The sequence below is a fragment of the Mesorhizobium sp. M7A.F.Ca.US.006.01.1.1 genome (genome assembly GCF_003997935.1).
Classification (GTDB): Bacteria; Pseudomonadota; Alphaproteobacteria; order Rhizobiales; family Rhizobiaceae; genus Mesorhizobium.
Map to the genome: position 1 here is coordinate 74,405 of NZ_RZQL01000002.1, position 22,977 is coordinate 97,381.

The following is a 22,977-nucleotide window of genomic DNA, read 5'->3' on the forward strand; positions in this document are numbered from 1 at the left end:
AGATGACGACGGGCTGGAATTTCCACGAACTCTATCTCTGGCACGAGACCGGCAATGCCGCGCAGTTCTTTCAGCCGAGCCTGACCATCGAGCCGGGCGAGCATGCGGAGAATGCCGACACGAAACGCCGATTCCGCAATCTGATGGAGGTTTCGGGCCTGACCGAAAAATTGTCCAAGATCGCCTCCGTCGCGGTGAGCGAGGATGACCTCGCGCTGTTTCACGACCGCGACTACATCAGCCGTATCAAGCTGCTCAGTGATGGGCGCGGCGGCGATGCGAGCTATCTCACCCCCTTCGGCCATGGCAGCTACGAGATCGCTTGTCTGGCCGCCGGCGGCACGGCAGCGCTGATGGATGCGGTGTTGAGCGGCGATATCGACAATGGCTATGCGCTGGTACGGCCGCCCGGCCATCATGCCGAGCGCGGGCAAGGCATGGGCTTTTGCCTGTTCGGCAACGTTCCGGTCGCTATCCTGAAGAACCGGGCTAAACATGGTTTCGAGCGGGTCGCTTGCGTCGACTGGGATGTTCATCACGGCAACGGCACCCAGTCCGCCTTCTACTCGGACCCGTCGGTACTGACCATCTCGATCCATCAGGACGGGCTTTATCCGCATGACAGCGGTCTTCACAAGGAACGCGGCGAGGGCAAGGGCGAAGGCTACAACATCAATGTGCCGCTGCCGGCCGGCTGCGGCCACGGCGCTTACATGTCCGTCTTCGAACGCGTCGTGCTGCCGGCGCTCAATCGCTACAAGCCTGATCTTATCGTCGTGCCGTCGGGCTTCGACGCCTCGGCGGCCGATCCGCTGGGGCGCATGATGCTGCATAGCGGCAGCTACCGCGACATGACGCGGATGCTGATACAGGCAGCGGACGACCTCTGCGGCGGGCGCCTGATGATGTCGCACGAAGGCGGCTATTCGGCCTCCTACGTTCCCTATTGTGGCCTGGCGGTGATGGAGCAACTGTCCGGCATCAGGACGCATATCGACGACCCGTTCCTGCCGGTCTTCGAAAGCTACGCCGGCCAGCCCTTGCAGCCGCACCAGGCGGCCGCGGTTTCCAGGGCGGAGGAACTTTTGGGCGGCATCGCCTAGAACCCTCCGACGATCCGCCGATGAGACGATCTCAAGACACACCGGCGCCCAACCTGACAAGTGCGGGCTGCGCTTGCGGTAGAACGTGGGGCGCGAGAAAATATCTGGCTCATGAAGGGTCTCCTGTGTCGTGAGATTGGCTTGGGTAATGCGGGTAGTCGCATCGGGACCAAGCCCTTCGAAACTTGCGTAGCATGATCGAATTCCTTCCTTGGGTTCAATTGAGGTCCAGGTTCGACCGCTCGGCCTTTTGCAGATGTCAGTCCGGCTTTGCGGCTGTGATGTGTTGGGCAACTCAGCGTAAATTCAGCGTGAAATAACGATCGTCGCTCCCCGGTGTTTCCGGATGACCGTTGAGAGACGATCTTCGGTCTTCGCGGCCCGTGCATCCGGATAGCTGTCAATGGAGGCTTGGCAAGCGACCCGCTTCGGCAATGCCGCCGGCTAGGGCTGCAAGGCCGACCCGATACAGAAGCCCGCCCGGACGAGTGTCAATGCGATTAGCCTTTTAGCCTGGTTGGACGCATTCCGGCGCAATTCACGTTGAGATCACGCGGAGCACTGCAAAGCATGCGTCACAAGGGAGGAACCCGACATGACGCTCAACATCAATAAGTCGCTGCGTGTAGCCACAGTAGAAATTCCAGCTCGCGAAACAGCCTCGCCCTTCACGGTCCAGTCTCCGCGCCTCCGTGCTTGGAGCAGCGCATTGACGGCACGGATGTCTGGCCCTGGGGGCGCCTACAGTATCGGCAACCTCATTGGTCTCTGCCAGGGGATTACGGCGCAGATTCTCGTATCCGGCGGTCCGGACCAACTTCTCTGGACAGGCGCACCGGCCGCCATCAGCCATTACCTGACGGGCAATTTCGCCGCGATCGCAATGACCTCGGCGACGGCGATCTTCTTCGCCAGCGGTGAGGTCTACCATCGCGCCTGGAATGGGTGTCTCAAGCCCAGGGAAAATCTCAACCGCCTGGGTGATTTCCTGTCCGGCGTTGGTGCCGTTTGCCTTGGCCTGGCCCTGTTTGAACTTGGCCATCCGTTGCTGGCGTTGACATCGGGCCTCCTTCATTCCGTTGGAAAATTCGGCAGTGCTTGCCACCGACCGGGTGTCCAGATCCTCAACTTGTCGGAACACAGCCTCGAGCCGTTTCGCATCATGGTCCTTCTCAGCCGGCTGCCGGCCCTCATCGTTGCCGGGACAGGACTTTGTGCCTCGCTGTTCAAATTCGAGGCCGGACAGCCACAGCATTGGTCGACGCCCGCCACCCTTCTCGTTTGTTACCTGCTCTGGTCCTGGGCTGACCTGCTTCTGTTCCGATCGAGCCAACCTCGCGCAGCCCGCGATCATTCCGCCGGCTGATCAAAGCTTCGCTATTCCAACTTCCTTTGGAGAGACACCATGTTTGGATCATCATCCGACAATTCCGCAGAACAGATCGGCCGCTCCTATCCCTTGCAGCGACGCATCGGCACGATCTGCATTTTCGGCGGCGCCATGCTTGGCAACGATCCCGACCACGCCCGTTGCGCCACCATCCTTGGCGAGGCGATTGCCGCTGCGGGTATTCGCCTGGTCTATGGCGGAGGCTGTGATGGCCTGATGGGCCAGGTGGCCATTGCCGCAGCAGAAAGGGGTGGAACCGTGGTCGCGATCACCCCGCAGTTCCTGATCGAGCGGATGAGGATGCTATCATCGGGATGTCAGACGATTTCAGTTCCTGACATGAGTGTCCGCAAGCAGCTCATGTTTGACTACGCGGATGCCTTTGTAGCCTTGCCTGGCGGCATCGGCACCGTTGAGGAACTGACCGAGGTCATGACGCTTCGCAAGCTGGAAAGGCACTGCAAGCCGCTGGTCCTGGCGAATTTCAAAGGCTTCTGGTCACCGCTTCTCGGCGTCTTCGACAGCATGTCCGAGGCTGGCTTCATGAACTCGTCAACTCGATGTACGCAAATGGCTTCGGCAACCCCGGAGGCTATCATTCCGCTTCTCCAGCGCAGCGTCAGTTTCGAGCAGAACGAACCGCCAAAGCCCGTCCTGCTGCCCACCATCCCCGTCTTGCGCAGATCACATATATCGAGTGCTGGCCCCGGATAAATCGCGAACCAAATAGCAAAAGACGCATTCTTCCGGGCAACACCATTCACCCAAACGACGACTGGGTGGTCGGCTCCGGTCGTCGCATTCAAACCCGATCACAAACCGTTGGAGACATTGCCCGGTGTGGCGATGCGATCAATCATGTCCAGATTCAAGGCAAATTCCTTGCTGATGCTTGCTGCGGTCATTTGGGGAGTGGGCAATGTGTCCCATAAGACCATACTGGCCCACCTCGATCCCATGGCGGTTGTTTTCCTGACCAGCGTGATCGCCGGACTGGTGACATTGCCATTCGCGGTGCGGGAGCGCGACCCCGTAACCAACACCGGCTGGTTTCCAAGTGTGGCGAGAGTGGTTCTGCTTTTTGCCCTCGGCTGTGTGGTCCAGCAAGCGTCCTATGTCAGCACGACGGTGACGAACTCGAGCCTTCTTATCAGCGCTTCCACTGTGATCACGCCGATCGCCGCATGGCTGATCATGAGGGAGCGTCCAAGTGCACCGATCCTGTTCGTCGCTATTCTGACGGTCGTGGGATCGGCCCTCCTGGCGGGCGGCTTCAATGGTTCGGCAACCGCCGGCGACGCTTTCGCCATCCTGACGGCAATCTGTTTTGCAGTGTGGACGGTCGAGCTCGGGCGGCATGTGCAGGCACATGGTCATCCCTTCGCGACGGCGGCCGCGCAGTTCATCGGCACGGCCGTTGCCACGCTACCTTTCGCCCTGCAGGGCACAATGACATTTCAGGCAATTATGGCAGCATGGCCAGAACTCATCATGCTTGGTGTGTTCTCGACCGCTGTCGGCTTTTGTCTGCAGACTTCTGCACAGCGCTACACCACTTCGTCCCATGCGGCGGTGATTTGCAGCGGAGAGGGTGTGTTCGCCGCCATTTCCGCCGCCGCTCTGCTTGGTGAACGGCTTTCGCCCGACGGGTTTCTGGGTGCGGGCGTCATTCTGTGCTGTGTGCTGTTCACCGCCGTCTCGGCGGGCCCGAAGCTCGATCCGTCAGTGCCATGATCGCTTCGGCAATGTCGCGCTGCTCTGGCAGCCGCGCCATTCAGACCACCGACTGGAAGTCTGTTTCTACTCCCGGATTCATGCCAAGCTACTCGTCTGGCCGCATTCATCCTTCTGGAAAACGAGGTCTACTTCGATGCTCCATGGCGAAACGTCCTCCTTCGAAGCCGCTAACATACCGAACCGGTCAAACCAGAATTCAGACGACGGCCTCAACGACAAGCCGACCTTGCGAGGCATCAGGCTCTTCCCGTCCCTGGCGGACGTGCCGATCGCCTTGTTTGACGCAACCGAAGACGAGAGCGCCATCGACCGCACCAAGGCGGGCTTGTTGGACATCACGGCGGAAATGGTCGGCCCGACCGATGGACTTGAAGGCAGTGATCTCAGCCCTACACCTGCCGGCTTTACCTATTTCGGTCAATTCGTGTTCCATGACATCGTCTTCAGCCAAATATTCGGATTGCCCAAGCCGACAGGCAAAACCCATCATTTGACGAACGCGTCCTCGCAAGGCCTTGACCTTTCGGGGCTCTATGGGAGGGGGCCCGTCGTCGACGCCCATCTCTACGATGTTCCAGATGGAGCGGATTTGTCGGCCTGCCGGTTTCCGATCGGCTTGCCTTGCATGAAAGACAGTATGCTTCCAGTCGATCGCAAGTCCGTGCAAGGCCGGGATTTGCCGCGCATCGACATGTCGGGCAAGTTCATCAGTGTCGAGGGCCGGCGGTCGCCCTATCGGCCGTTGGTGGCGGACCCTCGAAACGACGACAATCTCGTCCTGTCGCAACTGCTCTGCACACTCATGGGCATCCACAACAGGATCGTGGATCTGCTGCTTGGCAGCGGCACCGACCCAGCCGAAGCTTACAAGGGTGCCAGGGTCTATCTGACCTCGGTTTACCGCACCGTGATCATCAACGACTATCTGAGAAAAGTTCTGGCTCCGGAAATATGGGACCATTTTTTCGCCAGTGACGATTTTCTTGGCGCCGGAGTCTCGGCCCTTGAGACCTTCAACGCGCTGCCTTTGGAATTCACGTTCGGTGCGTCGCGCTTTGCCCACGCCATGGTCCGGCAGTTCTATGTCGTGAACGACAGGTCGGTCGAAGAACCAGCCAATCTGCGCAAAATGCTGTCCTTTTCCAGCCTGCGCCCAGGTGGGGAGATTCCAATACCCGAGAACTGGATTGTCGACTGGAGCCGGTTTGCCTCAACCGACACTCCGTCGAAAGCTCAAAGTGCCCGGCGCATAGGGCCATTCCTGTCGAAAGAACTCACGATTGCCGGCCTGAGTGCGGAATTGAACGGCACAGTCCGGCCGGTTGCCTTCATGGATTGCTGGCGCTGTTACGACCTTGGTTTGCCATCCGGTCAGGATGTGGCCGGTGCGGTGAAGACCGCCCTTGGTGACAGTATCGATGTGCCGGTCCTGACGGGCAATGGCATGCTTCCCACGGCTGCCTGCGCCAAACGTTACGTCTACAACGCCGGCCGACTTCGGGCCGCTTTGCAACGGCACCCGGAGTTCCTGAGTCAAACACCTCTCTCCTACTATATCATCCAGGAGGCCTCCGTTCTTGGTAGTGACGGCAGCCATCTTGGCCCAGTTGGCTCCTATGTGGTGGCCGCAACGATCGCATCCGCACTGTTCAAGGCTGCCGATACAGATATCACCTCTCGCAGGCTCATTCCGGACGTGGAGCCGAAAACGCTGGCAGGACTGCTCGATCTCAATGATACTGCGAAGGTATCGGATGAAGTGCTTGGCGGCCTGATCGGCAGTCAGGGTTTTCAATAGCGCTGATAACGGCAGCGTTACAGTGCTCAATCTGCTTTAGCGGGGGAAGTGGACATGGTGAAGTTCAAAGATGTGCAGTTCGAGGCGCTTGGCGAATTCATCCGAGACCTGATCAAGGATCCGGCCAAGCAAGCGATCTTCAAAAGTAAAGATCAGGAGGCGATGAAGGACCTGCTGCGTGGGTTCATGACGCCCAGGGACAAAACCTGGGAGGAGATCACCATCCAACCATACTTCGACGAAGACCTGATCGTGAACATCGCCTTTCCCTTCACCGGCGACGTCGAGCAAACGATCGCCACCATTGCGCCGGCGGATGGACCCGGTGAGGACTACACATTTCCCGATCACTACAAGACCGATCCGAACGCCGGCCCGCCCGACCAGATCAAGCAAAACCGTTTGAGCGCATATCATAAGCGCCTCGGCGATTATGTGATGTCACGCTGCAAGTAGCATCCGGGGCGGCGTAACTGAGGATTGTTGCTTCAGCCCGACTGCGCTGCCAGTTCGATACCGCGGGCCAGCTTCTCCTGATCCACCGGTAACCGGATCGGAAAAGCGGTCTTGAACCAATCGACGGCGACGGGGCGGTCGAGCCTCGGCATGTTCGACATCGTCGAGATTCTTTGCCGTTTTCGGGGGTTGGTTCACCTCGCCGCGCTGCTTTCCGCGGTTAATGACATCCAGGTCGCCGTCGATCTTGGCAGGATCCAGGCTGTTGAATAGCTGGGTGCTCGCCCGAAAATCGTGGTTGGATTCTCGCAGTGAGTCACGTAACTTATTTAGTTTTTCGAATTTAGAGCCCACGCACTCACTACCCCAACTTTGCGCCCCCCCCGGCAGAGTGGTTTCTATGCATAGTAGAGCTAAAGGGCAACCGCACATTCACTTCTGTCCACTTGCTAGTGCGGGTCAGGCTCAATTGAGTCCCAATAAATGATCATTGCTGCTGATCAAGTGGTGATCGGCCGCAACTACGAGCTCAATCGCGTACCCTGAGATGGCGATCCTGACCGATTGCAGCGTGCAACACATGATAAGCGCCATCGAAGACGGCGCTGCGATAAACCTCGTCACTGGCGACCTATAGATTGTGTCGCTCAGAAAATGTCGCAACTGTCTCCAAATCCTGCTTGCCAAACACATATTCGCCGGGATTATTTGGGAAGTTCAGCTAGATCGCCCGAGTTCGATCTCCGACAGCTTTACCGAGAATATCCTCGGATATCTTCTGTCGCGCATTTTGCAGCGATAGTTTGACGGGTCGAGCCGTCGCGATAGGGCCATTTAATTCCGCGGCCTCTACGCGAAGCCTAGCGCGATCCGAAGCGCGCTTTTGCTGCATCGGTAAAGGGCATAAAAAGACTGACGGCAGAGCCTTCAGGATCGCGGACCTGGAATGTGCGATTGCCCCAGGGCAAAAGCTTGGGCTCATGCACTATGTCAGCTTTATCTTTGAGCCTTTCGAACGCAGCGTCGATGTCATCGACCATAAATTCAAGGATTGCGGTGCGGTTAGAGCGCGGCTGCGAGCTCCCCTGACTGAACAATGCGACTGTCTCCGCACTACCGATTGCCAAGGTGCCAGCAGAGGTGACAATTTCGGCGAACTGAGGCGCAAGCCAGGCTGCGGTTTTTTCCGTCACCATCTCGTAGAAGGCCACCATGGCCTCGATATCGGCGGCGATGAGACGGACGGACGCGAACTTCATAACTTTTCCTTTCATGTGGTGGTGTTGAGCTTGCGCATGGCCGGCTTCTAGCGCAATCCTGTTGACACCGTTATGTCAGCAGGTGTCATGAGCTGGTGCGTCGCGCAGAACGTCTTTTGCAGATAATTCAGATATTACGCCGATCAAGCAGGCCGGTGACGGGTGCAACCATGGCAGCCGAGCTGGAAGTGTCCCCGCGCACCGTCTACCGCGACATCGCGGCCTTGATGGCCCAACGGGTGCCGATCCAGGGCGAGGCAGGGTTCGGCTATCTTTTGGCGGACGAATACGACATGCCGCCGTTGATGCTGACCCCGGCAGAGATCGAGGCCATTGTGCTTGGAACGCAATGGGTGGCGATGCGCGGTGATCCGCAGCTCTCACCCGCTGCCTACGATGTTCTTGCCAAGATCGTCACGGCTGTTCCCGCTCACCTGAGACCGTTCGTTGCCGAACCGAGCACGGCGGGCGAAGCCGCCTCTCGGTGCGTCGGCAGAGCAAGTGGATACTGCAATGATCCGGGATGCAATCCGGAGACGGATGAAGGCGCGCCTAATTTACCGCGCCGAGGAGGACAAGCGGACGGAACGCACGGTCTGGCCAGTTGTGCTTGGCTATTCCGACACTAACTGCGTCCTTATCGCATGGTGCGAGCTGCGGCAGGCCTTTCGCCATTTCCGCACCGATCGGATAGAGGCCGCCGAGATACTCGACCAGCCCATCTCAGTGCCACGTAGCGCGCTGGTTAGGCGCTGGGAAGCGTGGCGGTCTGCGGAACTTGCACATAGCAACACCGGAGCAAGCTACAGAGCTGACAGAATCTGACCCTCGGACAACAATTTGCTGGCTTTCATAGAAGGCCTCCAAAAAGCAGACTAACAGTTATCCACCCCCTCATGGACATTGCTGCAACCTGACCGGACCGGCGGCATTCAGGAAATCGCCGACACGACCGGGATGAGGCGCTTGGTTGACGGGGAGCACTCTCGAATCCCGGCAGCTCAACTGCCTCCGATGCCCACTGCGTGATGACTTCTCGCATTGAGACCGAGGGCCGGCCTAGATGGGCGTCGGTCGCGGCGGCATGCGCGGGTTCCGTACAGCCCATGCACGGCACAAGTCCTGCCGCCTCGGGCTAGTCAGCCGTCCAGCCGCCATCGACCATTTGAGCCGTGCCGGTTACCAGGGCCGAGGCATCCGATGCGAGAAACAGGACAGGCCCCATAATGTCGGGTAGCTCGCCGACGCGGCCGAGCTTGATCTTATCTTCGATCCACTTCCTACGTTCGGGGTTCACAAATGTTCCCTCCGTAAGCGGCGTTCGAATGAATGTTGGACAGACAGTGTTGACCCGGATGCCGAACTTCCCCCATTCGATAGCCATCGCCTTAGTGAAGCCCTCGACGGCAAATTTGGAGGCGCAGTAAACAGCCCTGTCTTGCCCGCCCACATGGCCCATCTGGGACGACACATTGATTAGGGAGCCCGGTCTCCCCACCTCGATCAGACGGCCGGCCACGGCCTGGGTCAGGAAGAACGCGCCGCGGACATTGATCGCCATCACTGCATCATAGTCCTCAGGAGTGGCATCGAGCGCAGCGCTGTGCCGTGCGACGCCGGCGCTGTTGACCAGAATGTCGAAGGGAAGCTCCGACGCCACCCATCTATGCACAGTGTGAACGTCAGCCACATCGATCGCTTTGTGTCGTGCGTCCCATCCCCTGTCTGCAAAGGCGCCGACCAAATTTACAAGCGCGCCTTCGGAACGGGCAGCTATCGTTACCGCTGCACCCGCTGCGGCCAGCGCGACTGCTGCCGCCATGCCAATGCCAGAGGTTGCACCTGTGACAAGGGCGCGTCGCCCGTCGAGCCGGAACGAGGGCGTCTGCGGCAAATCCATTGTACTTTACTCCGCGGCGGTGCCGTATGGAACGTTTTGTCCTCCGTAACGCCGAACCCGTAGGTTGCACTGTTCTGCATGCGCGACGAAACCTTCCAGCATGCAGAGTCGCGACCCGTAGCGGCCGATAAGCGTAGCGGCTTCGTCGGTCACGATGCGCTGATAGCTGTGGGTCTTCAGGAATTTGCCAACCCAAAGCCCACCGGTGTAGCGGCCGGCCTTCTTTGTCGGCAACGTGTGATTGGTACCGATCACCTTGTCGCCGTTCGCTACGTTTGTGCGGGGCCCAAGGAACAGAGCACCATAGCATTTCATGTTCTCGAGGAACCAATCATCACGGTCGGTCATGACCTGCACGTGCTCGGAGGCGATGTCGTTGGCGACGGCCAGCATTTCATCATAGGTGTCGCATACGATCACCTCGCCATAGTTCTCCCAGCTGACGCGGGCGGTTTCGGCCGTCGGCAGGATCTGCAGAATGCGCTCGATTTCCTGCATCGTCTCTTCGGCCAATTTCTGGGAATTGGTGATGAGGACGCAGGGCGAGTTGTATCCATGCTCGGCCTGACCCAGCAGATCGGTCGCGCATATTTCGGCATCGACCGTCCGGTCGGCAATGACCATGGTTTCAGTCGGGCCTGCAAACAGGTCGATGCCGATGCGCCCGAACAATTGACGCTTGGCTTCCGCCACGAAGGCGTTGCCAGGACCGACGAGCATATGGACAGGTTTGATGGTCTCAGTGCCGATCGCCAGCGCACCAATGGCCTGGATGCCACCGAGAACATAGATCTCATGGGCACCGCCGAAATGCATTGCAGCGATCACCCCGGGATTGGGCTCACCCTTGAAGGGCGGCGTTGCCGCGACAATGCGCGGAACGCCTGCGACAGTTGCGGTCGCGACCGACATGTGCGCCGACGCAACCATGGGGAACTTCCCGCCAGGAACGTAACAGCCGACCGACTGAACCGGAATGTTCTTGTGGCCGAGAATGACGCCCGGAAGGGTCTCGACCTCGATATCGGTCATCGAAGCGCGCTGGGCCTTGGCGAATTTTGTGACCTGTTCCTGGGCGAAGCGTATATCCGCCATTTCCCGCGCCGAAAGCTTGCGCACCAGGCTCTCGATTTCTTCGTCTGACAGCCTGAAGCTCGCCGGTGTGTATTTGTCGAACTTCTCACTGAGCGCGCGGACCGCGGCATCGCCGTTTTTCTCGATCTCCCTCAGCGTATCCTCGACCACAGAACGGACCTTGCTGTCTTCCTCGGCCCGCTCATTCTGCGACTTGCCGGTCTTGAGATATCTGACAGCCATTTTGTTCTCCGATAGCCCTATCTTTAGGACGCCCGTGGATCGGGCGTTGCGTTTGAATTCCTATGGCCGCTGACCCTGCAGCCATCGGATCGTCTTTCCATTCTTATGCGTGCGGTCGAAAGGCAGGGCTTGCGCCCCAGCCTCAAAACAGCGCCGCGTAAAGAATCTTGTCCTGTGTCGCCTCAGCGGCCGAGAATTCCTCGACAACCTGTCCGCGCCGCGCCACCAGGATGCGGTCGCCAAGCGACATGACCTCCGGGATGTATGAGGAGATGACCAGGACAGCGACGCCGCTGTCGGCAAGATCGCGAATGAACTTATGGATTTCGGGAATTGCGCCGACATCGACGCCCTGTGTCGGCTCGTCGAAGATGACCACCTTCGGATTCTGGACCAGCGACTTTGCGATCACGACCTTTTGCTGGTTGCCACCGGACAGTTCGACCACGCGCGCGTCACCCGATATAGCCCGGATGGACAGTCTCTTCGTCCACTCCTTTGACATCTTCTGCGCCATGTCACGTTCGACGAGCGGCTTTCGACCCGCATTCGACGCAAGGAACCCGGAATAGATGTTGTCTGTGATCGACATTGTGTCGAAAAAGCCGTTCTGCTTGCGGTCTTCGGTGATGTAAGCAATGCCGTCATGCACCGCCTGGGGCGGCACACGATATCGGATTAGCTTGTCGCCAAGCAGGATTCGCCCACCATTGATGTACCGGCGCTTCAACGCGCCCGAAATGATCTTGGCGATCTCTGTCCGCCCCGAGCCCACCAGACCGAAGAGCGCGGTGACTTCCCCCTTAGTGATCGAAAACGACATGTTCCTGACCACACTTCCCATCGTAACGTTCTCGACCGTCAGAACCCTTTCGGCTGGCAACTTCTCCTCGGTGCTCTGGACCTGGTTCCTCACCGGCACGAAGCCGGTCTCTCGGCCAACCATGAGGCGGACAATCTCATCGCGCGTGAACCCGCTTGTCGGCCCCGTTTTGATCAGCTCGCCGTCACGCATGATGGTGACGCGGTCGGAGATCTTCTCCACTTCCTCAAGGGCGTGAGAAATGTAGATAATGCCGGTACCGCGCCGGCGCAGATCGCGAACGAGGTTGAAGAAGTGCTTCTTCTCGCTCGGAGTCAAAGTGGCGGTCGGCTCGTCGAAGATAATTATGCGCGCCTTGTGATAGACAGCGCGCGCGATCTCAACCATCTGGCGCTGCGCGGCGCTGAGACTGCCTCCGAGCGCAGTCGGATCGACGTTGAAGTTCATTGACTGCAGGTGTGCCTGGATCTCCTTGTTGAGCGTTCTCAGGCGAATGAACCGGCTCTCGACCCCAAGCTGGATATTCTGAGCCACCGACATGGTCGGCACCAGGCTGGTCTCTTGATAGACCATGGCCACACCGGCATCCAACGCGTCTTTAGGATTGGTCAGTTCGACCTTCGCGCCGAAGAGTTCGATACTGCCTTCGGACGGTCGCACCGCACCTGCAACCGCCTTGGATAGCGTCGATTTTCCGGCTCCGTTTTCGCCGACCAGCGCGTGGATTTCGCCGGACTTCAGGTCGAAATTGACCGACTTTATGGCGTAGTTGGAGCCATAGATCTTGGAAAGGTCGCGACAGCGCAGAATGACTGACCCAATTTCGGGAGCGCTCGTCATTTGCTCAAAACCTCCTCATCGGCATGAACCAGCTTGCCGTTTCCGGCAGAGAGAATGAAAAGCGAATGCTTGTTCGGTGACGCGATGCCGGTGATGCCATGACGCTTTCCGTCCGCACGGCTGTGCATGCTCTTTACTGGCTGGAAATGACGGTCGAGCTTGGCTACCAACCCATACGAGTAAGGCGGAGAGAACGGCTTCTTCATGCCGACCTGCTTGATCGCACCAAGCTGAAGGGCCTCGCGATAGTCGTCACTGGTTGCCATGGCCGGAGCCACCCAATATCTGGGAGGTACCGTCTCAAGCATTTCCTTCAGGAATTCTTTCTCGCGCAGGACAAACTCGATTAGCGGATTCCTCAGCGCGAACAGGGCCAGCCAATATCCGCCGCCTTCGATTGGTTGGATTCGCGAGGGATATCCCGGTAGGTTTCCAAGGACCACCTTTGGCCCGGTCCTTTCAGAGCCCGAAACATCGACCGCCAGCAGTCTGTGCTTCCAGCTTTCACTGACCATCACCGAGCTGTCGTCGATCTCGCAAACACCGAAAGGCCAGGCGAGCTTGTCGCGCAGCGTCTTGACCGCTCCCGTCGCCCAGTAGAGTTTCAGAAGTCTACCCGTTTCGCCCGAACGCATGAGGTCTTCCACCCATTGCTCGGGACCGAACTTTGTCGAACCGTCGGTAAGGTACACATTTCCATCGCGACCGATCGCGATGGAGGTGATGCATTTCATCGGCCCAGTGTCAGAGTTTACGAGCGTGCTGCGCGACCCGTCGGGCGCGATAACTTCGATCCCGTTGCCGGCGATCGCCACGATCAGACTGCCGTCCGGATGGCGACACATGGCGCCCGCACGGCCTCCTACCTTATGGACCGTACTTCTAACCGGGCAGAACCAGCTTCCGCCGATCCGATAGATCCTGTCCCCAGCCGAAACCCACGGCTTGCCGTACTTGTCCACGATGACATCGTCGGGATGCTCGAGAGTGCGGTCGACCATGGCGCAGTCGCCGATGAGTTCGTTCTGCTTCCACGGGCCATCAAGGGTGCGGATTTCCGGCTCGTCCTTCTCGCCCATTATATGCGTGCGGAAGATCTCCGGCAGATTGAAGATGCTCATTCCATGCCTCCCCAGCGCTCGGAATGCGCGGTCCAGCTCTTGTTGGCCGATGGCAGATCCACGCGCCCGATGCGCACGTTGAAAATGCCGCCGACATAGAGGTGGCCACGATCCTCGACCGCCGACGTGATTGTCGAATAAGCCTGTTTCGTCCCGCCCAGATCCCAAAGCGTCTCGACTGGTTGACCATCCTTGGACAGCTTGACGATGCATCCCGCGTTAAAGTTGGGTAGCAGCCAGTTGTCGACCGGCAGCCTGCGGGTCATCCGCTTGCGGAAGCTGGGCATGCGCATCGCGATGTCGGATACTTTCGTCCGCATTGCGACCATCGCAACCCAGAAGCCACCATCGGAACTGGGATTGATGTTGTCGGGATAACCCGGCAGGTCGTCTACAACGACCTCCTTGCGACCGGCTTTTGGGCCGGCGAAATAATAGCGCGAGATCCGGCACAGCCAGGTCTCACTGTATAGGAAAGACTGTCCGCCGCGCTCGATGCATATTCCGCCGGGGTGTACGATGCCATTGAGCGTCGTACGCGTCTTCCCAGTCTTCGGGTCGTAGGAGAGGATGCGGCCGTTGGGCCGGGCTTCAATGGAGTCAAGGAGCCACTCGTCCATGTTGTAGCGCGTAGACCCTTCGGTAAAGTAGATCATTCCGTCCTCGGCGATATCCAGATCATCGAGCATGAGCAGTCTGGAATCGTCCTTGACGCGACCGACCGTTCTCGGTGTCTCGTCGGCGAGGCGCTTCATCGATGCGTCCGGCGCAACGGACATTAGCCCGATGCCCGCCACGCAGACGATCAGATTGCCGCCCTTGTCGAAAGCGAGCCCACGAACTTGGCCACCCGTGCGGCAGAAAACCTCGCGATCGTGCAGCGCGGGGCCCGAATAGCGCATGATCAGTCCGGTGCTGGTACCAGTATAGACGCGCTGTTGGTCGTCGATCGCGACATCTTCGGGCGCCACCAGCCTTAGCTGCCGGTCGTCCATGATGAAGTCTTCCTGCCCGGTGAAGTCGCGGCCGTGGAAACCGACTTTCATGATGCCCATGAGCGCGTTGTTCGGCCGGAAGACGGTCTCCTTACGAAAGTCAGTCTCCACCTCGTTCGAAAACCTGACGGCAGTCGGCACCGTGTAGAAAAGGTCGACGACCTTCCAGACGTGTTTCAGCCATTTGACGTCGGCCGCCACCGCGAGAAGAAGGAGCAAGCCCAGGAAGAACGAACTGCCGCCACCCGTCACCCCGACACGCACCAGCGTATTCGTAACAATCATGATCGTGACGATGCCCAGCGCGATGCGGCCGGTCGAACCCTTTCCGCCGGAAAGGCTGACACCGCCCAGCACGACCGCCGTGAGGGCAAGGATTTCCCAGCCGACGCCGGTATCTGAACCGGCACTGTTTAGACGTGCGGCATAGAAGACTGCGCCAACTGCGCATAGCATGCCCGATACGACGTAGGACACGAATACGACGGTGCGGATCGGCACACCTGCATGGCGCGCCGCGCGGCGTCCGGCACCGACCGATGTCAGCCGCCAGCCATATTTGGAGCGGGTGATCAGCAAGTGCCCCGCGATGCAGGTCCCGGCAAAGACAAGGATATTGAACGGAATACCTAGGACACTTCCATAGCCGATGTAGTCCCACACAGGGTCGACATTGCCCGATGAGGCGATGGCGACGCCATACTTTTCGAGAAGGAGCCGAACCGTGGCAAAACCGATGATCAGGGTCGCCATCGTCGTCAGGAACGAGCGTGCCCTCAGGATGCCTACCAGAAAGCCGTTTACGGCTCCAAGCACAGCGCCTGCGACGAGACAAACTCCTACGATCGCCAACGAATTGAGGCCTGTGATATAAAACAGATACAGTGCGAGAAGGTTGATGAGAGCGAACAGCGCGCCCACACTGAGATCAACGCCTCCGCCTATCAAGACGATGCCCATGGCCAAGCCCACGAATGCGAACTCGCCGAACTGCCGGAGCGTCGTGGCCAGATTGTCGGGCTCCAGATAGCCCGGGATAATGCTAACCGTGATCGCGGCGACAACGACGAAAACGACCCATGGAATGAGTGTCTCCATCCAGCGTTTGCTGAGAACCTCAGCAACGAAGATGCGCAGGGACCATTTGCTTTGCCCGTTCATGGCGTCCAACATGCTTCCTCAACTGCGCCAGCCTCTTCGCTTGCTGAACAAGCTGGCGCCTTACTTCTTTTGCCTAGCTATTGGTTTGGTGACGGTTCTTACTGGTTGGGCAGGTCGTAGCAGAGCGAACGAGAATAGTTCTCCTTCGTCCAAACGCTGACCGGAGTGTATACGGCCATCTCAACTGCCCCCGGCTTCTGACCCGACTGGAGGATAAGGCTAATGGTGGTCATCAGATCCTGTCCCTGCTGAAGGGTATGCGTGTCCCAATATCTGTCGAACATGCCGGCGTCCCAGCTGTCGCAAGCCATGCGCTGTCCGCCGCCGGTCGTGTACAGGAGGACTTTGCCCTGCTGACCAGCAGCCTTGATGGCCTGTGCCGCGCCAAGCGCCATAACATCGAAGAAGTCGTAGACGCCGCACAAGTCTGGATTCTGCTGCAGGGCCGTCTGGGTGATGTCGCGGGACTTGTTGGCGTCGTAATCGCCGGCCTGGTTCGAGACGATCTTGATCTCCGGATGCTTCTCGAAGATTTCCATCGCCCCGCCAAGCTCCTGCAGGCTGGCCGCATTGGTGAGCTCGCCTTGCACGATCGAAATCTTGCCGCTCTTCCCTTTCTGGGGCGAGCAGGCCTCGACCAGGTCCGCAGCAATCTCACGCCCCACGCGCCGGTAGTCGGCTCCGACATAGGCGTCGGATATCTGGTTCGAGACCAGGTTGAGCTGGACGACGTAGATGCCGGCCTGCTGTGCCTGACGGATCTGGCGCGCCAAAAGCTGCACGTTCAGATTATGGATCACCAGGACGTCCGGCTTCTCCTGGATCAGAGCCTGGACGGCCTGCGACTGAGCGGTCGTGCTCCAGTTAGGATCTCGGGTAACGAACTTCATTCCAAGACGCGCGGCCTCTTCCTTCATGACGTGCGCCCAGCCGTCAGTCAAGAACATGCCATAGGACATTGGAACGAAAGCGATCGTCTTGCCTTGCAGTGCGGTCGTGAACTTGTTGAATAACCGCACGTCGGGGGTCTCGTCCGCACGGGCACCAACCGCCATTGTCATCATCGATATTGCCGTGACGATACTTCCTATGGATTTCAAACTGAATTTCATGATCACCTCCCATTGTTGCAAGCCAGTATTGCAGCCCAATTCGAACTACATCGTCTCTCCCTGGCGGGCTGTTTCCTCATCGAAAGGATGTAGAAATCCATCGATCAATATCGCAGCCAAGAGTACGAAACCTTTGACGATATTTTGTACGTCGTTGTTGATATTCATGATGGTCATGCCGTTAAGGATCGTGCCGATCAGGAGTGTTCCGATAATCACGCTCAGCATGCTTCCTCGGCCGCCAACCAGACTTATCCCACCTAAAATGACGACAAGGATGACGTCGAAGACCATGGTGCCCTGCGCGACATTGACGTTCACGCTCGAAACGTTGCCGAGCATGATGATGCCAGCAACGAACGCCGTTCCGCCGCATAACGTGTAGGAAATCAGCGTGATCGGCCGCACGGGCAGACCGGCAAGCTTTGCGGCTTCAGGATTGGCGCCCATCGCATAAAGGATGCGGCCAACTCTGGTCGTCGTCAGCAAAATCGCGCCGAGGACGAGCACAAGGAAAAAGCTCCACACGGCAAGCGGGAGTCCAAGAAAATTGGTGAGGCCAAGCGCGTTGATGATCCGGCCTGATTCTGGCAAATACTGGATGTCATTCGACAGCAAGAATAGTCGCGATCCACCGGTGACGAGAATGCCGGTAGCAAGAGTTGCAAACAAGGCAGGCACCTCGACGAAGGCAACCAGCCAGCCGTTTACAAACCCCGTCAGGAGCGCCATGCACAACCCCGTGGCGATGGCGACTTGTGGCGAATGGCCATCCCGCAGAAGCTGAACCACCAGACCGACGCTAACGACCATGTTGGCCACGATGCTCAGATCAAGTCCGCGGCCGATCACGACGACTGCAAGACCGACCCCCAAGATGCCCAAGATCGCGACCCGCATGAACAAATTCGAGATATTCTCGATCGTCAGAAAGCCATTGAGGAACACCGAAAGAAGCACAACTATTACGATCGTGCAGGAAAGGACGATGATCTCTTGCCCCTTGAATGCAGCCCTTAACATGCAGTCATTTCCCTTTTCTTGAAGCGATAACCACGGCCTGCCGGATCCAGGGATTCGGTCATCTGCAACACTTATTTTACCGTCGCATCCTCGCGCAGCTGCTCGTCCGCATTGTAGTTGAACATGTTCTGGAAAAGCGGACCGATCTTGTCGATTGGCACATGCCGCGACTGGCTCATCATCTTCTCTGACGACGCCACGATCTTCTTGCGCCAATGCTCCCAGTCGACGCCCACGAGCTTGCCATGGCGCTTGACGATGTCACCGCACACGAGAACGGTGTGGACATCATGGATGTTTGCGTTGAAGACGATGGCGCCATAGGGATCGATCATCGGCGTCATATTGATCGTATGGCAGTCGAACAGAGTTATGTCGGCATCCTTGCCGGGCGTCAGCGAGCCGGTGACGTCATCCAGGCCAACAGCCTTCGCGCCGTCAATCGTGGCCAGGCGAACGACGTCGCTTGCCTTGAGCGGAATGTCGCCAGGCATGTATCCGCGCTTGAAATCCACAGAATGTTCGACGGCACGCTGGACCTGAAGATTCAGCCGCATCTGCGCGAAAAGGTCGCCGGCGATGTTGGAGACGATATCGACACCGAGCGATGTCTTGCCGCCCAGCTTCATGATGCGCTGGGAAACAAGCGGAAAGCCCATGCCCATGCCAAGCTCCGTATCCGGCGAACTGGCGCAGGCGCAGCCATGGTCTACCAGGATTTGCAACTCTTCATCGGTAAAGCCGGCCGCGTGCACGAACAGACATTTGGGGCTCAGGAAGCCGTCTGCCTGCATCAGCTTGACCAGACGGACATCCTTCTCGAGCTGCCCCATGCCCGCGTGAAGACTGTAGATGATCGGGTCGAGCTCGCGAGCCCTGCTGAACTCCGCGCGCGATTCCGGATATGGGCGGAACTCGAGTTCGTTTGGTGCGATGCCGAACCTTATCTTGCCGGCGGATTCTGAGAAATACTTGAGCTTGACGCGTTCCGCGTCTTTGTAGCGCCACTGTTCCACGTCGCCGAACATATCGCCGACCAGCAGCGGCAAATCGATTGGCTCGCCTATTTTGTATTTCGGATTCTTGAAGAACCCGTAGCAGTATATGCCACGGACGCCCGATGCCTGGAACGCTTCGACGCCAGCATCGGCATGCTCTGGCGAGTTGATGATGTGGGAGTGATCGACGCAGGATGTGACACCAGCATTCAGCGCCTCAAGCAATCCGACATAGTTGCCGATATAAACATCTTCCGGTTCGTAAAAGGCCGAGAAGCGGGCGCGCATGTTCACGAAATACTGACTGAGCGTCCAGTCGGTCGCGGTCGTTCGCAACTGCGTCTGCCAGCAGTGCCTGTGGGCGTCGAACAGGCCCGGCGTCACAATCATGCCCTTTGCGTCGATGACCTCGACGTCGTCGGCCACAATGTGCGGTCTAACCTCAGCTATCTTGCCATCGATAACCAGCACGTCGGCGTCATCGAAGTCTCCAATATCCGGGTCCATGGTAAGAACGAAACCGTTCTTGATCAGAATTCTGCCTGACATTTCCTACCGCTCCAGTCTCGGGAACACGCGCCGGCCGACTATGCCGGCCTGCATAGGCGCCGCCTACTTGATGGCTTGCGGATTGATTGGCGAGCCCGTGCCACCGGTGATGACCAGGGGCGGCGCGCAAAAGAAGAATTCGTAGACCCCGTCTCCCGCGCAGTCCTCGGCGAGTTCCTTGAGATAGAACATCTCCCCCATCGTGAGGCCAATGGCTGGGATGACCACCCAGTGCCAGGGTTGATTGATGTCCGACGTGCTTTCGTTAGGACGAACCTCGCATCCCCAGGTGTCGGCACAGATTGCAGCGACATCTTTGTCACGCAGCCATTGCGCGGTTGAAAACGACAAGCCAGGCGCGTCGCCGCCAGCATAGCCGCCCCATTGGGCTTCCTTGAGGCAGCGCTCCATTTGACCGGTACGGAAGATGACGAAATCGCCCTTCCTGATCTCAACGCCCTGCTTCGCAGCCGCGCCATCCAGGTCCTCAGGCGTGATGGCCTCGCCATCCTTCAGAAAGTCTACACCCTTGTAGCGCGCGATATCGAGGAGCACGCCCCGTCCCACCATGCGATTCTTTGTGTGCTCAATCCCAAGCTGATGCACGCCGCCGGAATCGACCGAGGAGGCCGGATATCCATTGTACATCTTGTCGCCCAGGAAGATGTGTCCCAACGCATCCCAATGGGTCGCAGACTGCACGGGCATGTTGATGGCGTCATCGGAGTAGCGCAGGCCAACCGTATCGTCCTGATTGCCGGCAAGCGCGTCGGTGCCGGTTGCTAGCATCGTATGTATCGGGTTCCAGCGTCCACCGAACAAGCCGTTCTGCGGGCCTTTATTATTCAGCGGAATCCCCAGCGCAAAGACCTTGCCTTTCGTGACGAGGCTGGCAGCCGAGACGATATCGGCAGGTTCGACCGTGTTGAGCGTGCCAATTTGGTCGTCTTCGCCCCAGCGCCCCCAATTTGTCAGTCTGTCGGCCGTTTCGACCACATGCTGCCTGGTAATCCTTCCGGTACCGCCTTGTGACATTTATTCCTCCTCCCGTCGGTAAAGCCTAATAATCTCCAGCCGAAGCCCCTGGACGCATGAGGCGCTCACTTCGGCGCACATTTTCTACCGCCGCCTACGCGGCAGACGTTAGATGCCTCACAAGCGGCACCGGGCCCGCCATGGCGGGGCCTATTTTGCAAATCCTCCGTCGGCCAGATCTCCTAGCCCTTCGGCTTTATCAGCCTACTAGTGACCATATGCTCACTATCTTTCGGTGTCAACGCTTATTGACCAGATGATCACCAAAAAATATGCTGACCTTGCTCACCGGCATTGAGCCGACCCAGGGCACAGGTCCCTTGCGCACTCAGCTCCAAAGTCGGCGCCGCGAGCGCGCATCACACAGAGGCGTTCCAATTTGTCCAAGAACACACCATCTAAAAAACGCCCGACCGCGTCACGGCGCATCAGGATGACCCCTGATGAGAGAAAAAAGATGATGACCGAAGCCGCCATTTCTTTCTTCGCAAAGAATGGTCTTTCCGCGCAAACTCGTGATCTGGCTAAATATATAGGCGTGTCGCACGCTCTTATTTTCAAATATTTTGGCAGCAAAGACGGTTTGCTGGAATGCGTATTCAAGGATGTTTTCTTGGAGCATTGGAATTCTAAGTGGGTTGTGGAGCTATCGGATAGAACGACGCCCCTGAGAGATCGCCTCGTATCCTTCTACAAACAATACCTAGACGTCGCCAATGATTACAATTGGATAAGAATTGTATTTCAAGCCAGCCTTAGCAACGAAGATTTGACTAGAAGATACATAAATCAATATCTATCACGAGTTTTGTCAGCAATCGTTATTGAGATCCGACATCACAACGATTTCACGTCCGACACCAACCCCACAGAGCTTGAAATGGAGAAAGCATGGATTGCACACGCTTCCATCGTATACTTTGCGATTCGTAAACACATCCATGAGACCGCCGTTATGGATGACTCCGACGCATTTGTCTGCAATGTTATTGATACAATATTGCCCGGCCTAACGATTAGAAAAGATGATTAATACTTATTTTATGAGTTTTGCTGTTCTAGAAAGACTTACCGTAAGAAGCCTGGTCAATGCTGTCAGTTCACCACGCCCGCGCCATTCCATGGCTTACTCGGCATCATAATTGTGCTGCCGCCATCGACCACCAGAACTTGCCCCGTAATGAAACGCGCCTCATCGGATGCAAGGAACGCCGCAGCCTCGCCGACATCCCAGCCCTCGCCCTGCCAGCGCATGGGCACGGCGTTGTCGCGCGAACTCATCATCTCTTCGAGATCGAAATGATTGTCCTTGTGGGCCGATTGCACCATCGGTGTGGACAGCATCCCGGGCGCGATCGCGTTGCAGCGTATGCCCTTGGCGGCATATTGTGCCGCGACACCCATGGTCAGCGCATTCACCGCTCCCTTGGAAGCACTATATGCGATCCATGGAACAGTGAACCTGATCGCCGCAAAAGATGAGATGTTGATGATCGCACCTTTGCCCTGGCGTTCCATGATCGGCAGGGTCCATTTGCACGTCAGGTACATGCTCTTCAGATTAACCGCGATGACCTGATCGAAGTTCTCTTCCGAGCACTCGACCGGGCCGCCCATCTTGGCAATCCCTATATTGTTATGAAGAACGTCGATGCGGCCATTGTAGCTGAGCGACTTCTCAATCGTATCCTTCACGCTTTCGGACCGGGTGGCATCGCAAGCAAGGGCGAACGCCTGTCCGCCCTGGCTCCGGATGAGTTCGGCCGTAGCGGTCGCCGCATCCAGATCGATATCGACGCAGGTGACGGCCGCCCCGTGGCGGGCATAAACAAGCGCCGTGGCCTTGCCAACGCCGTAGACTTTGTCGCTGATCTGCCCAAGACTCCAACCCTGCTCGACCTCATTGGCCGTCCCCGCGCCAAACAGCACGACATGTCGTCCTTCGAGTTGGTGCCCGCTTCTTGGATTTAAAAGTGAAGGAATACTCATCTGACTTTCCAATGGTTGCTGCTGTGTCGAGACATTCGCAATTCAGAGTCGCCTGCGCTAGTTGATGGCCGCGTACATGACCTTCTCTTCAGTCGCCTCCAAGGCGGAGAACTCCTCAACCACCTTGCCCTTACGGAACACGAGCAGACGGTCCGACAGGGACATGATCTCCGGCAGGTAGGACGAGATCACCACGACAGCCTTGCCCTCATCGGCAAGCTGGTTCAGATATTTGTGGATCTCGGCGATGGCGCCGACGTCGACACCACGGGTCGGTTCGTCGAAAATGATCAAGTCCGGTTGTTGGATCATCGATTTGGCGATGACCACTTTCTGCTGGTTGCCGCCCGATAGTTCGATCGCCTTGGCCT

General features: G+C 58.0%; 22 protein-coding genes. 10 read left to right on the forward strand and 12 right to left on the reverse strand.

What is annotated here, in order from left to right:
• Positions 1-2: 2 nt before the first annotated feature.
• The 7 genes from EN943_RS00890 (at position 3) to EN943_RS38770 (ending at position 6,757) form a co-directional block, all read left to right on the forward strand.
• A complete protein-coding gene (locus EN943_RS00890) occupies positions 3-1,103 on the forward strand; it encodes a class II histone deacetylase (RefSeq protein WP_127411131.1) in 1,101 nt (366 codons plus the stop codon).
• A gap of 595 nt (positions 1,104-1,698) precedes the next feature.
• Complete coding sequence (locus EN943_RS00895) at positions 1,699-2,469, forward strand: hypothetical protein (RefSeq protein ID WP_127411132.1); 771 nt, start codon at positions 1,699-1,701, stop codon at positions 2,467-2,469.
• A 93-nt stretch (positions 2,470-2,562) separates the two neighbouring features.
• Positions 2,563-3,207, forward strand: a complete 645-nt coding sequence (locus EN943_RS00900) for a TIGR00730 family Rossman fold protein (protein ID WP_245475548.1) — start codon at positions 2,563-2,565, stop codon at positions 3,205-3,207.
• Positions 3,208-3,351: 144 nt separating this feature from the next.
• Positions 3,352-4,227 (forward strand): DMT family transporter, encoded by an 876-nt coding sequence (locus EN943_RS00905; protein ID WP_245475549.1) that lies wholly within the window; start codon positions 3,352-3,354, stop codon positions 4,225-4,227.
• A gap of 277 nt (positions 4,228-4,504) precedes the next feature.
• Positions 4,505-6,028 carry a peroxidase family protein gene (locus tag EN943_RS00910; protein ID WP_164778018.1) on the forward strand — a complete coding sequence of 508 codons (1,524 nt, stop codon included), beginning with the start codon at positions 4,505-4,507 and terminating at the stop codon, positions 6,026-6,028.
• A 48-nt stretch (positions 6,029-6,076) separates the two neighbouring features.
• Positions 6,077-6,484 (forward strand): hypothetical protein, encoded by a 408-nt coding sequence (locus tag EN943_RS00915; RefSeq protein WP_164778019.1) that lies wholly within the window; start codon positions 6,077-6,079, stop codon positions 6,482-6,484.
• A 150-nt stretch (positions 6,485-6,634) separates the two neighbouring features.
• Positions 6,635-6,757 (forward strand): hypothetical protein, encoded by a 123-nt coding sequence (locus tag EN943_RS38770; protein WP_281060839.1) that lies wholly within the window; start codon positions 6,635-6,637, stop codon positions 6,755-6,757.
• A gap of 587 nt (positions 6,758-7,344) precedes the next feature.
• Here the strand turns inward: EN943_RS38770 and EN943_RS00920 are convergent.
• On the reverse strand, positions 7,345-7,743 hold the full coding sequence (locus EN943_RS00920; protein ID WP_127411134.1) for a VOC family protein: 399 nt from the start codon (positions 7,741-7,743) through the stop codon (positions 7,345-7,347).
• Between the two features lie 170 nt (positions 7,744-7,913).
• Between EN943_RS00920 and EN943_RS38930 the strand changes: the two genes are divergently transcribed.
• Together EN943_RS38930 and EN943_RS38935 are read left to right on the forward strand one after the other, a co-directional pair.
• Positions 7,914-8,372: an HTH domain-containing protein gene (locus tag EN943_RS38930; protein WP_348630093.1), complete on the forward strand. Its 459-nt coding sequence runs from the start codon at positions 7,914-7,916 to the stop codon at positions 8,370-8,372.
• Positions 8,284-8,568, forward strand: coding sequence for a WYL domain-containing protein (locus EN943_RS38935; RefSeq protein WP_348630094.1), 285 nt, complete (start codon positions 8,284-8,286; stop codon positions 8,566-8,568). Before EN943_RS38930 ends, EN943_RS38935 begins: the two co-directional genes overlap by 89 nt.
• A 310-nt stretch (positions 8,569-8,878) precedes the next feature.
• Here EN943_RS38935 and EN943_RS00930 read toward each other — a convergent pair whose 3' ends face one another.
• From EN943_RS00930 to EN943_RS00970, 9 genes are all read right to left on the reverse strand, one after another.
• Entirely contained in the window at positions 8,879-9,643 is a 765-nt protein-coding gene (locus EN943_RS00930) for an SDR family oxidoreductase (RefSeq protein ID WP_127411135.1), read from the reverse strand.
• Between the two features lie 6 nt (positions 9,644-9,649).
• Positions 9,650-10,960 (reverse strand): histidinol dehydrogenase, encoded by a 1,311-nt coding sequence (gene hisD / locus EN943_RS00935; protein ID WP_127411136.1) that lies wholly within the window; start codon positions 10,958-10,960, stop codon positions 9,650-9,652.
• Positions 10,961-11,102: 142 nt separating this feature from the next.
• Positions 11,103-12,623 carry a sugar ABC transporter ATP-binding protein gene (locus EN943_RS00940; protein WP_127411137.1) on the reverse strand — a complete coding sequence of 507 codons (1,521 nt, stop codon included), beginning with the start codon at positions 12,621-12,623 and terminating at the stop codon, positions 11,103-11,105.
• Positions 12,620-13,744, reverse strand: a complete 1,125-nt coding sequence (locus EN943_RS00945; protein ID WP_164778020.1) for a hypothetical protein — start codon at positions 13,742-13,744, stop codon at positions 12,620-12,622. The genes EN943_RS00940 and EN943_RS00945 overlap by 4 nt, the downstream gene beginning before the upstream one ends.
• The gene (locus EN943_RS00950) at positions 13,741-15,912 is read right to left on the reverse strand and encodes an SMP-30/gluconolactonase/LRE family protein (protein ID WP_127411139.1); all 2,172 of its coding nucleotides are present in this window, start codon (positions 15,910-15,912) and stop codon (positions 13,741-13,743) included. Before EN943_RS00950 ends, EN943_RS00945 begins: the two co-directional genes overlap by 4 nt.
• An 86-nt stretch (positions 15,913-15,998) precedes the next feature.
• Complete coding sequence (locus tag EN943_RS00955; protein WP_127411140.1) at positions 15,999-17,012, reverse strand: sugar ABC transporter substrate-binding protein; 1,014 nt, start codon at positions 17,010-17,012, stop codon at positions 15,999-16,001.
• Positions 17,013-17,057: 45 nt separating this feature from the next.
• A complete protein-coding gene (locus EN943_RS00960) occupies positions 17,058-18,035 on the reverse strand; it encodes an ABC transporter permease (protein WP_127411141.1) in 978 nt (325 codons plus the stop codon).
• Between the two features lie 71 nt (positions 18,036-18,106).
• The gene (locus EN943_RS00965; RefSeq protein ID WP_127411142.1) at positions 18,107-19,582 is read right to left on the reverse strand and encodes an amidohydrolase family protein; all 1,476 of its coding nucleotides are present in this window, start codon (positions 19,580-19,582) and stop codon (positions 18,107-18,109) included.
• A gap of 63 nt (positions 19,583-19,645) precedes the next feature.
• Complete coding sequence (locus EN943_RS00970) at positions 19,646-20,617, reverse strand: cyclase family protein (protein ID WP_127411143.1); 972 nt, start codon at positions 20,615-20,617, stop codon at positions 19,646-19,648.
• 379 nt (positions 20,618-20,996) lie between these two features.
• Between EN943_RS00970 and EN943_RS00975 the strand changes: the two genes are divergently transcribed.
• On the forward strand, positions 20,997-21,650 hold the full coding sequence (locus EN943_RS00975) for a TetR/AcrR family transcriptional regulator (protein ID WP_127411144.1): 654 nt from the start codon (positions 20,997-20,999) through the stop codon (positions 21,648-21,650).
• A gap of 62 nt (positions 21,651-21,712) precedes the next feature.
• Here EN943_RS00975 and EN943_RS00980 read toward each other — a convergent pair whose 3' ends face one another.
• Both EN943_RS00980 and EN943_RS00985 read right to left on the reverse strand, forming a co-directional pair.
• Positions 21,713-22,606 (reverse strand): SDR family NAD(P)-dependent oxidoreductase, encoded by an 894-nt coding sequence (locus EN943_RS00980; RefSeq protein ID WP_127411145.1) that lies wholly within the window; start codon positions 22,604-22,606, stop codon positions 21,713-21,715.
• A gap of 57 nt (positions 22,607-22,663) precedes the next feature.
• The coding region (locus EN943_RS00985; protein WP_164778022.1) for an ATP-binding cassette domain-containing protein at positions 22,664-22,977 on the reverse strand (314 nt) is incomplete at its 5' end.

Bases quoted from the DNA above. Each gene is read 5' to 3' on its own strand.
- EN943_RS00890 (WP_127411131.1), top strand. From the start codon at position 3: ATGACGACGGGCTGGAATTTCCACGAACTCTATCTCTGGCACGAGACC.
- EN943_RS00895 (WP_127411132.1), top strand. From the start codon at position 1,699: ATGACGCTCAACATCAATAAGTCGCTGCGTGTAGCCACAGTAGAAATT.
- EN943_RS00905 (WP_245475549.1), top strand. From the start codon at position 3,352: ATGTCCAGATTCAAGGCAAATTCCTTGCTGATGCTTGCTGCGGTCATT.
- EN943_RS38770 (WP_281060839.1), top strand. From the start codon at position 6,635: ATGTTCGACATCGTCGAGATTCTTTGCCGTTTTCGGGGGTTGGTTCAC.
- EN943_RS00920 (WP_127411134.1), bottom strand. From the start codon at position 7,743: ATGAAGTTCGCGTCCGTCCGTCTCATCGCCGCCGATATCGAGGCCATG.
- EN943_RS38930 (WP_348630093.1), top strand. From the start codon at position 7,914: ATGGCAGCCGAGCTGGAAGTGTCCCCGCGCACCGTCTACCGCGACATC.
- EN943_RS38935 (WP_348630094.1), top strand. From the start codon at position 8,284: ATGAAGGCGCGCCTAATTTACCGCGCCGAGGAGGACAAGCGGACGGAA.
- EN943_RS00930 (WP_127411135.1), bottom strand. From the start codon at position 9,643: ATGGATTTGCCGCAGACGCCCTCGTTCCGGCTCGACGGGCGACGCGCC.
- hisD (WP_127411136.1), bottom strand. From the start codon at position 10,960: ATGGCTGTCAGATATCTCAAGACCGGCAAGTCGCAGAATGAGCGGGCC.
- EN943_RS00940 (WP_127411137.1), bottom strand. From the start codon at position 12,623: ATGACGAGCGCTCCCGAAATTGGGTCAGTCATTCTGCGCTGTCGCGAC.
- EN943_RS00945 (WP_164778020.1), bottom strand. From the start codon at position 13,744: ATGAGCATCTTCAATCTGCCGGAGATCTTCCGCACGCATATAATGGGC.
- EN943_RS00950 (WP_127411139.1), bottom strand. From the start codon at position 15,912: ATGTTGGACGCCATGAACGGGCAAAGCAAATGGTCCCTGCGCATCTTC.
- EN943_RS00955 (WP_127411140.1), bottom strand. From the start codon at position 17,012: ATGAAATTCAGTTTGAAATCCATAGGAAGTATCGTCACGGCAATATCG.
- EN943_RS00960 (WP_127411141.1), bottom strand. From the start codon at position 18,035: ATGTTAAGGGCTGCATTCAAGGGGCAAGAGATCATCGTCCTTTCCTGC.
- EN943_RS00965 (WP_127411142.1), bottom strand. From the start codon at position 19,582: ATGTCAGGCAGAATTCTGATCAAGAACGGTTTCGTTCTTACCATGGAC.
- EN943_RS00970 (WP_127411143.1), bottom strand. From the start codon at position 20,617: ATGTCACAAGGCGGTACCGGAAGGATTACCAGGCAGCATGTGGTCGAA.
- EN943_RS00980 (WP_127411145.1), bottom strand. From the start codon at position 22,606: ATGAGTATTCCTTCACTTTTAAATCCAAGAAGCGGGCACCAACTCGAA.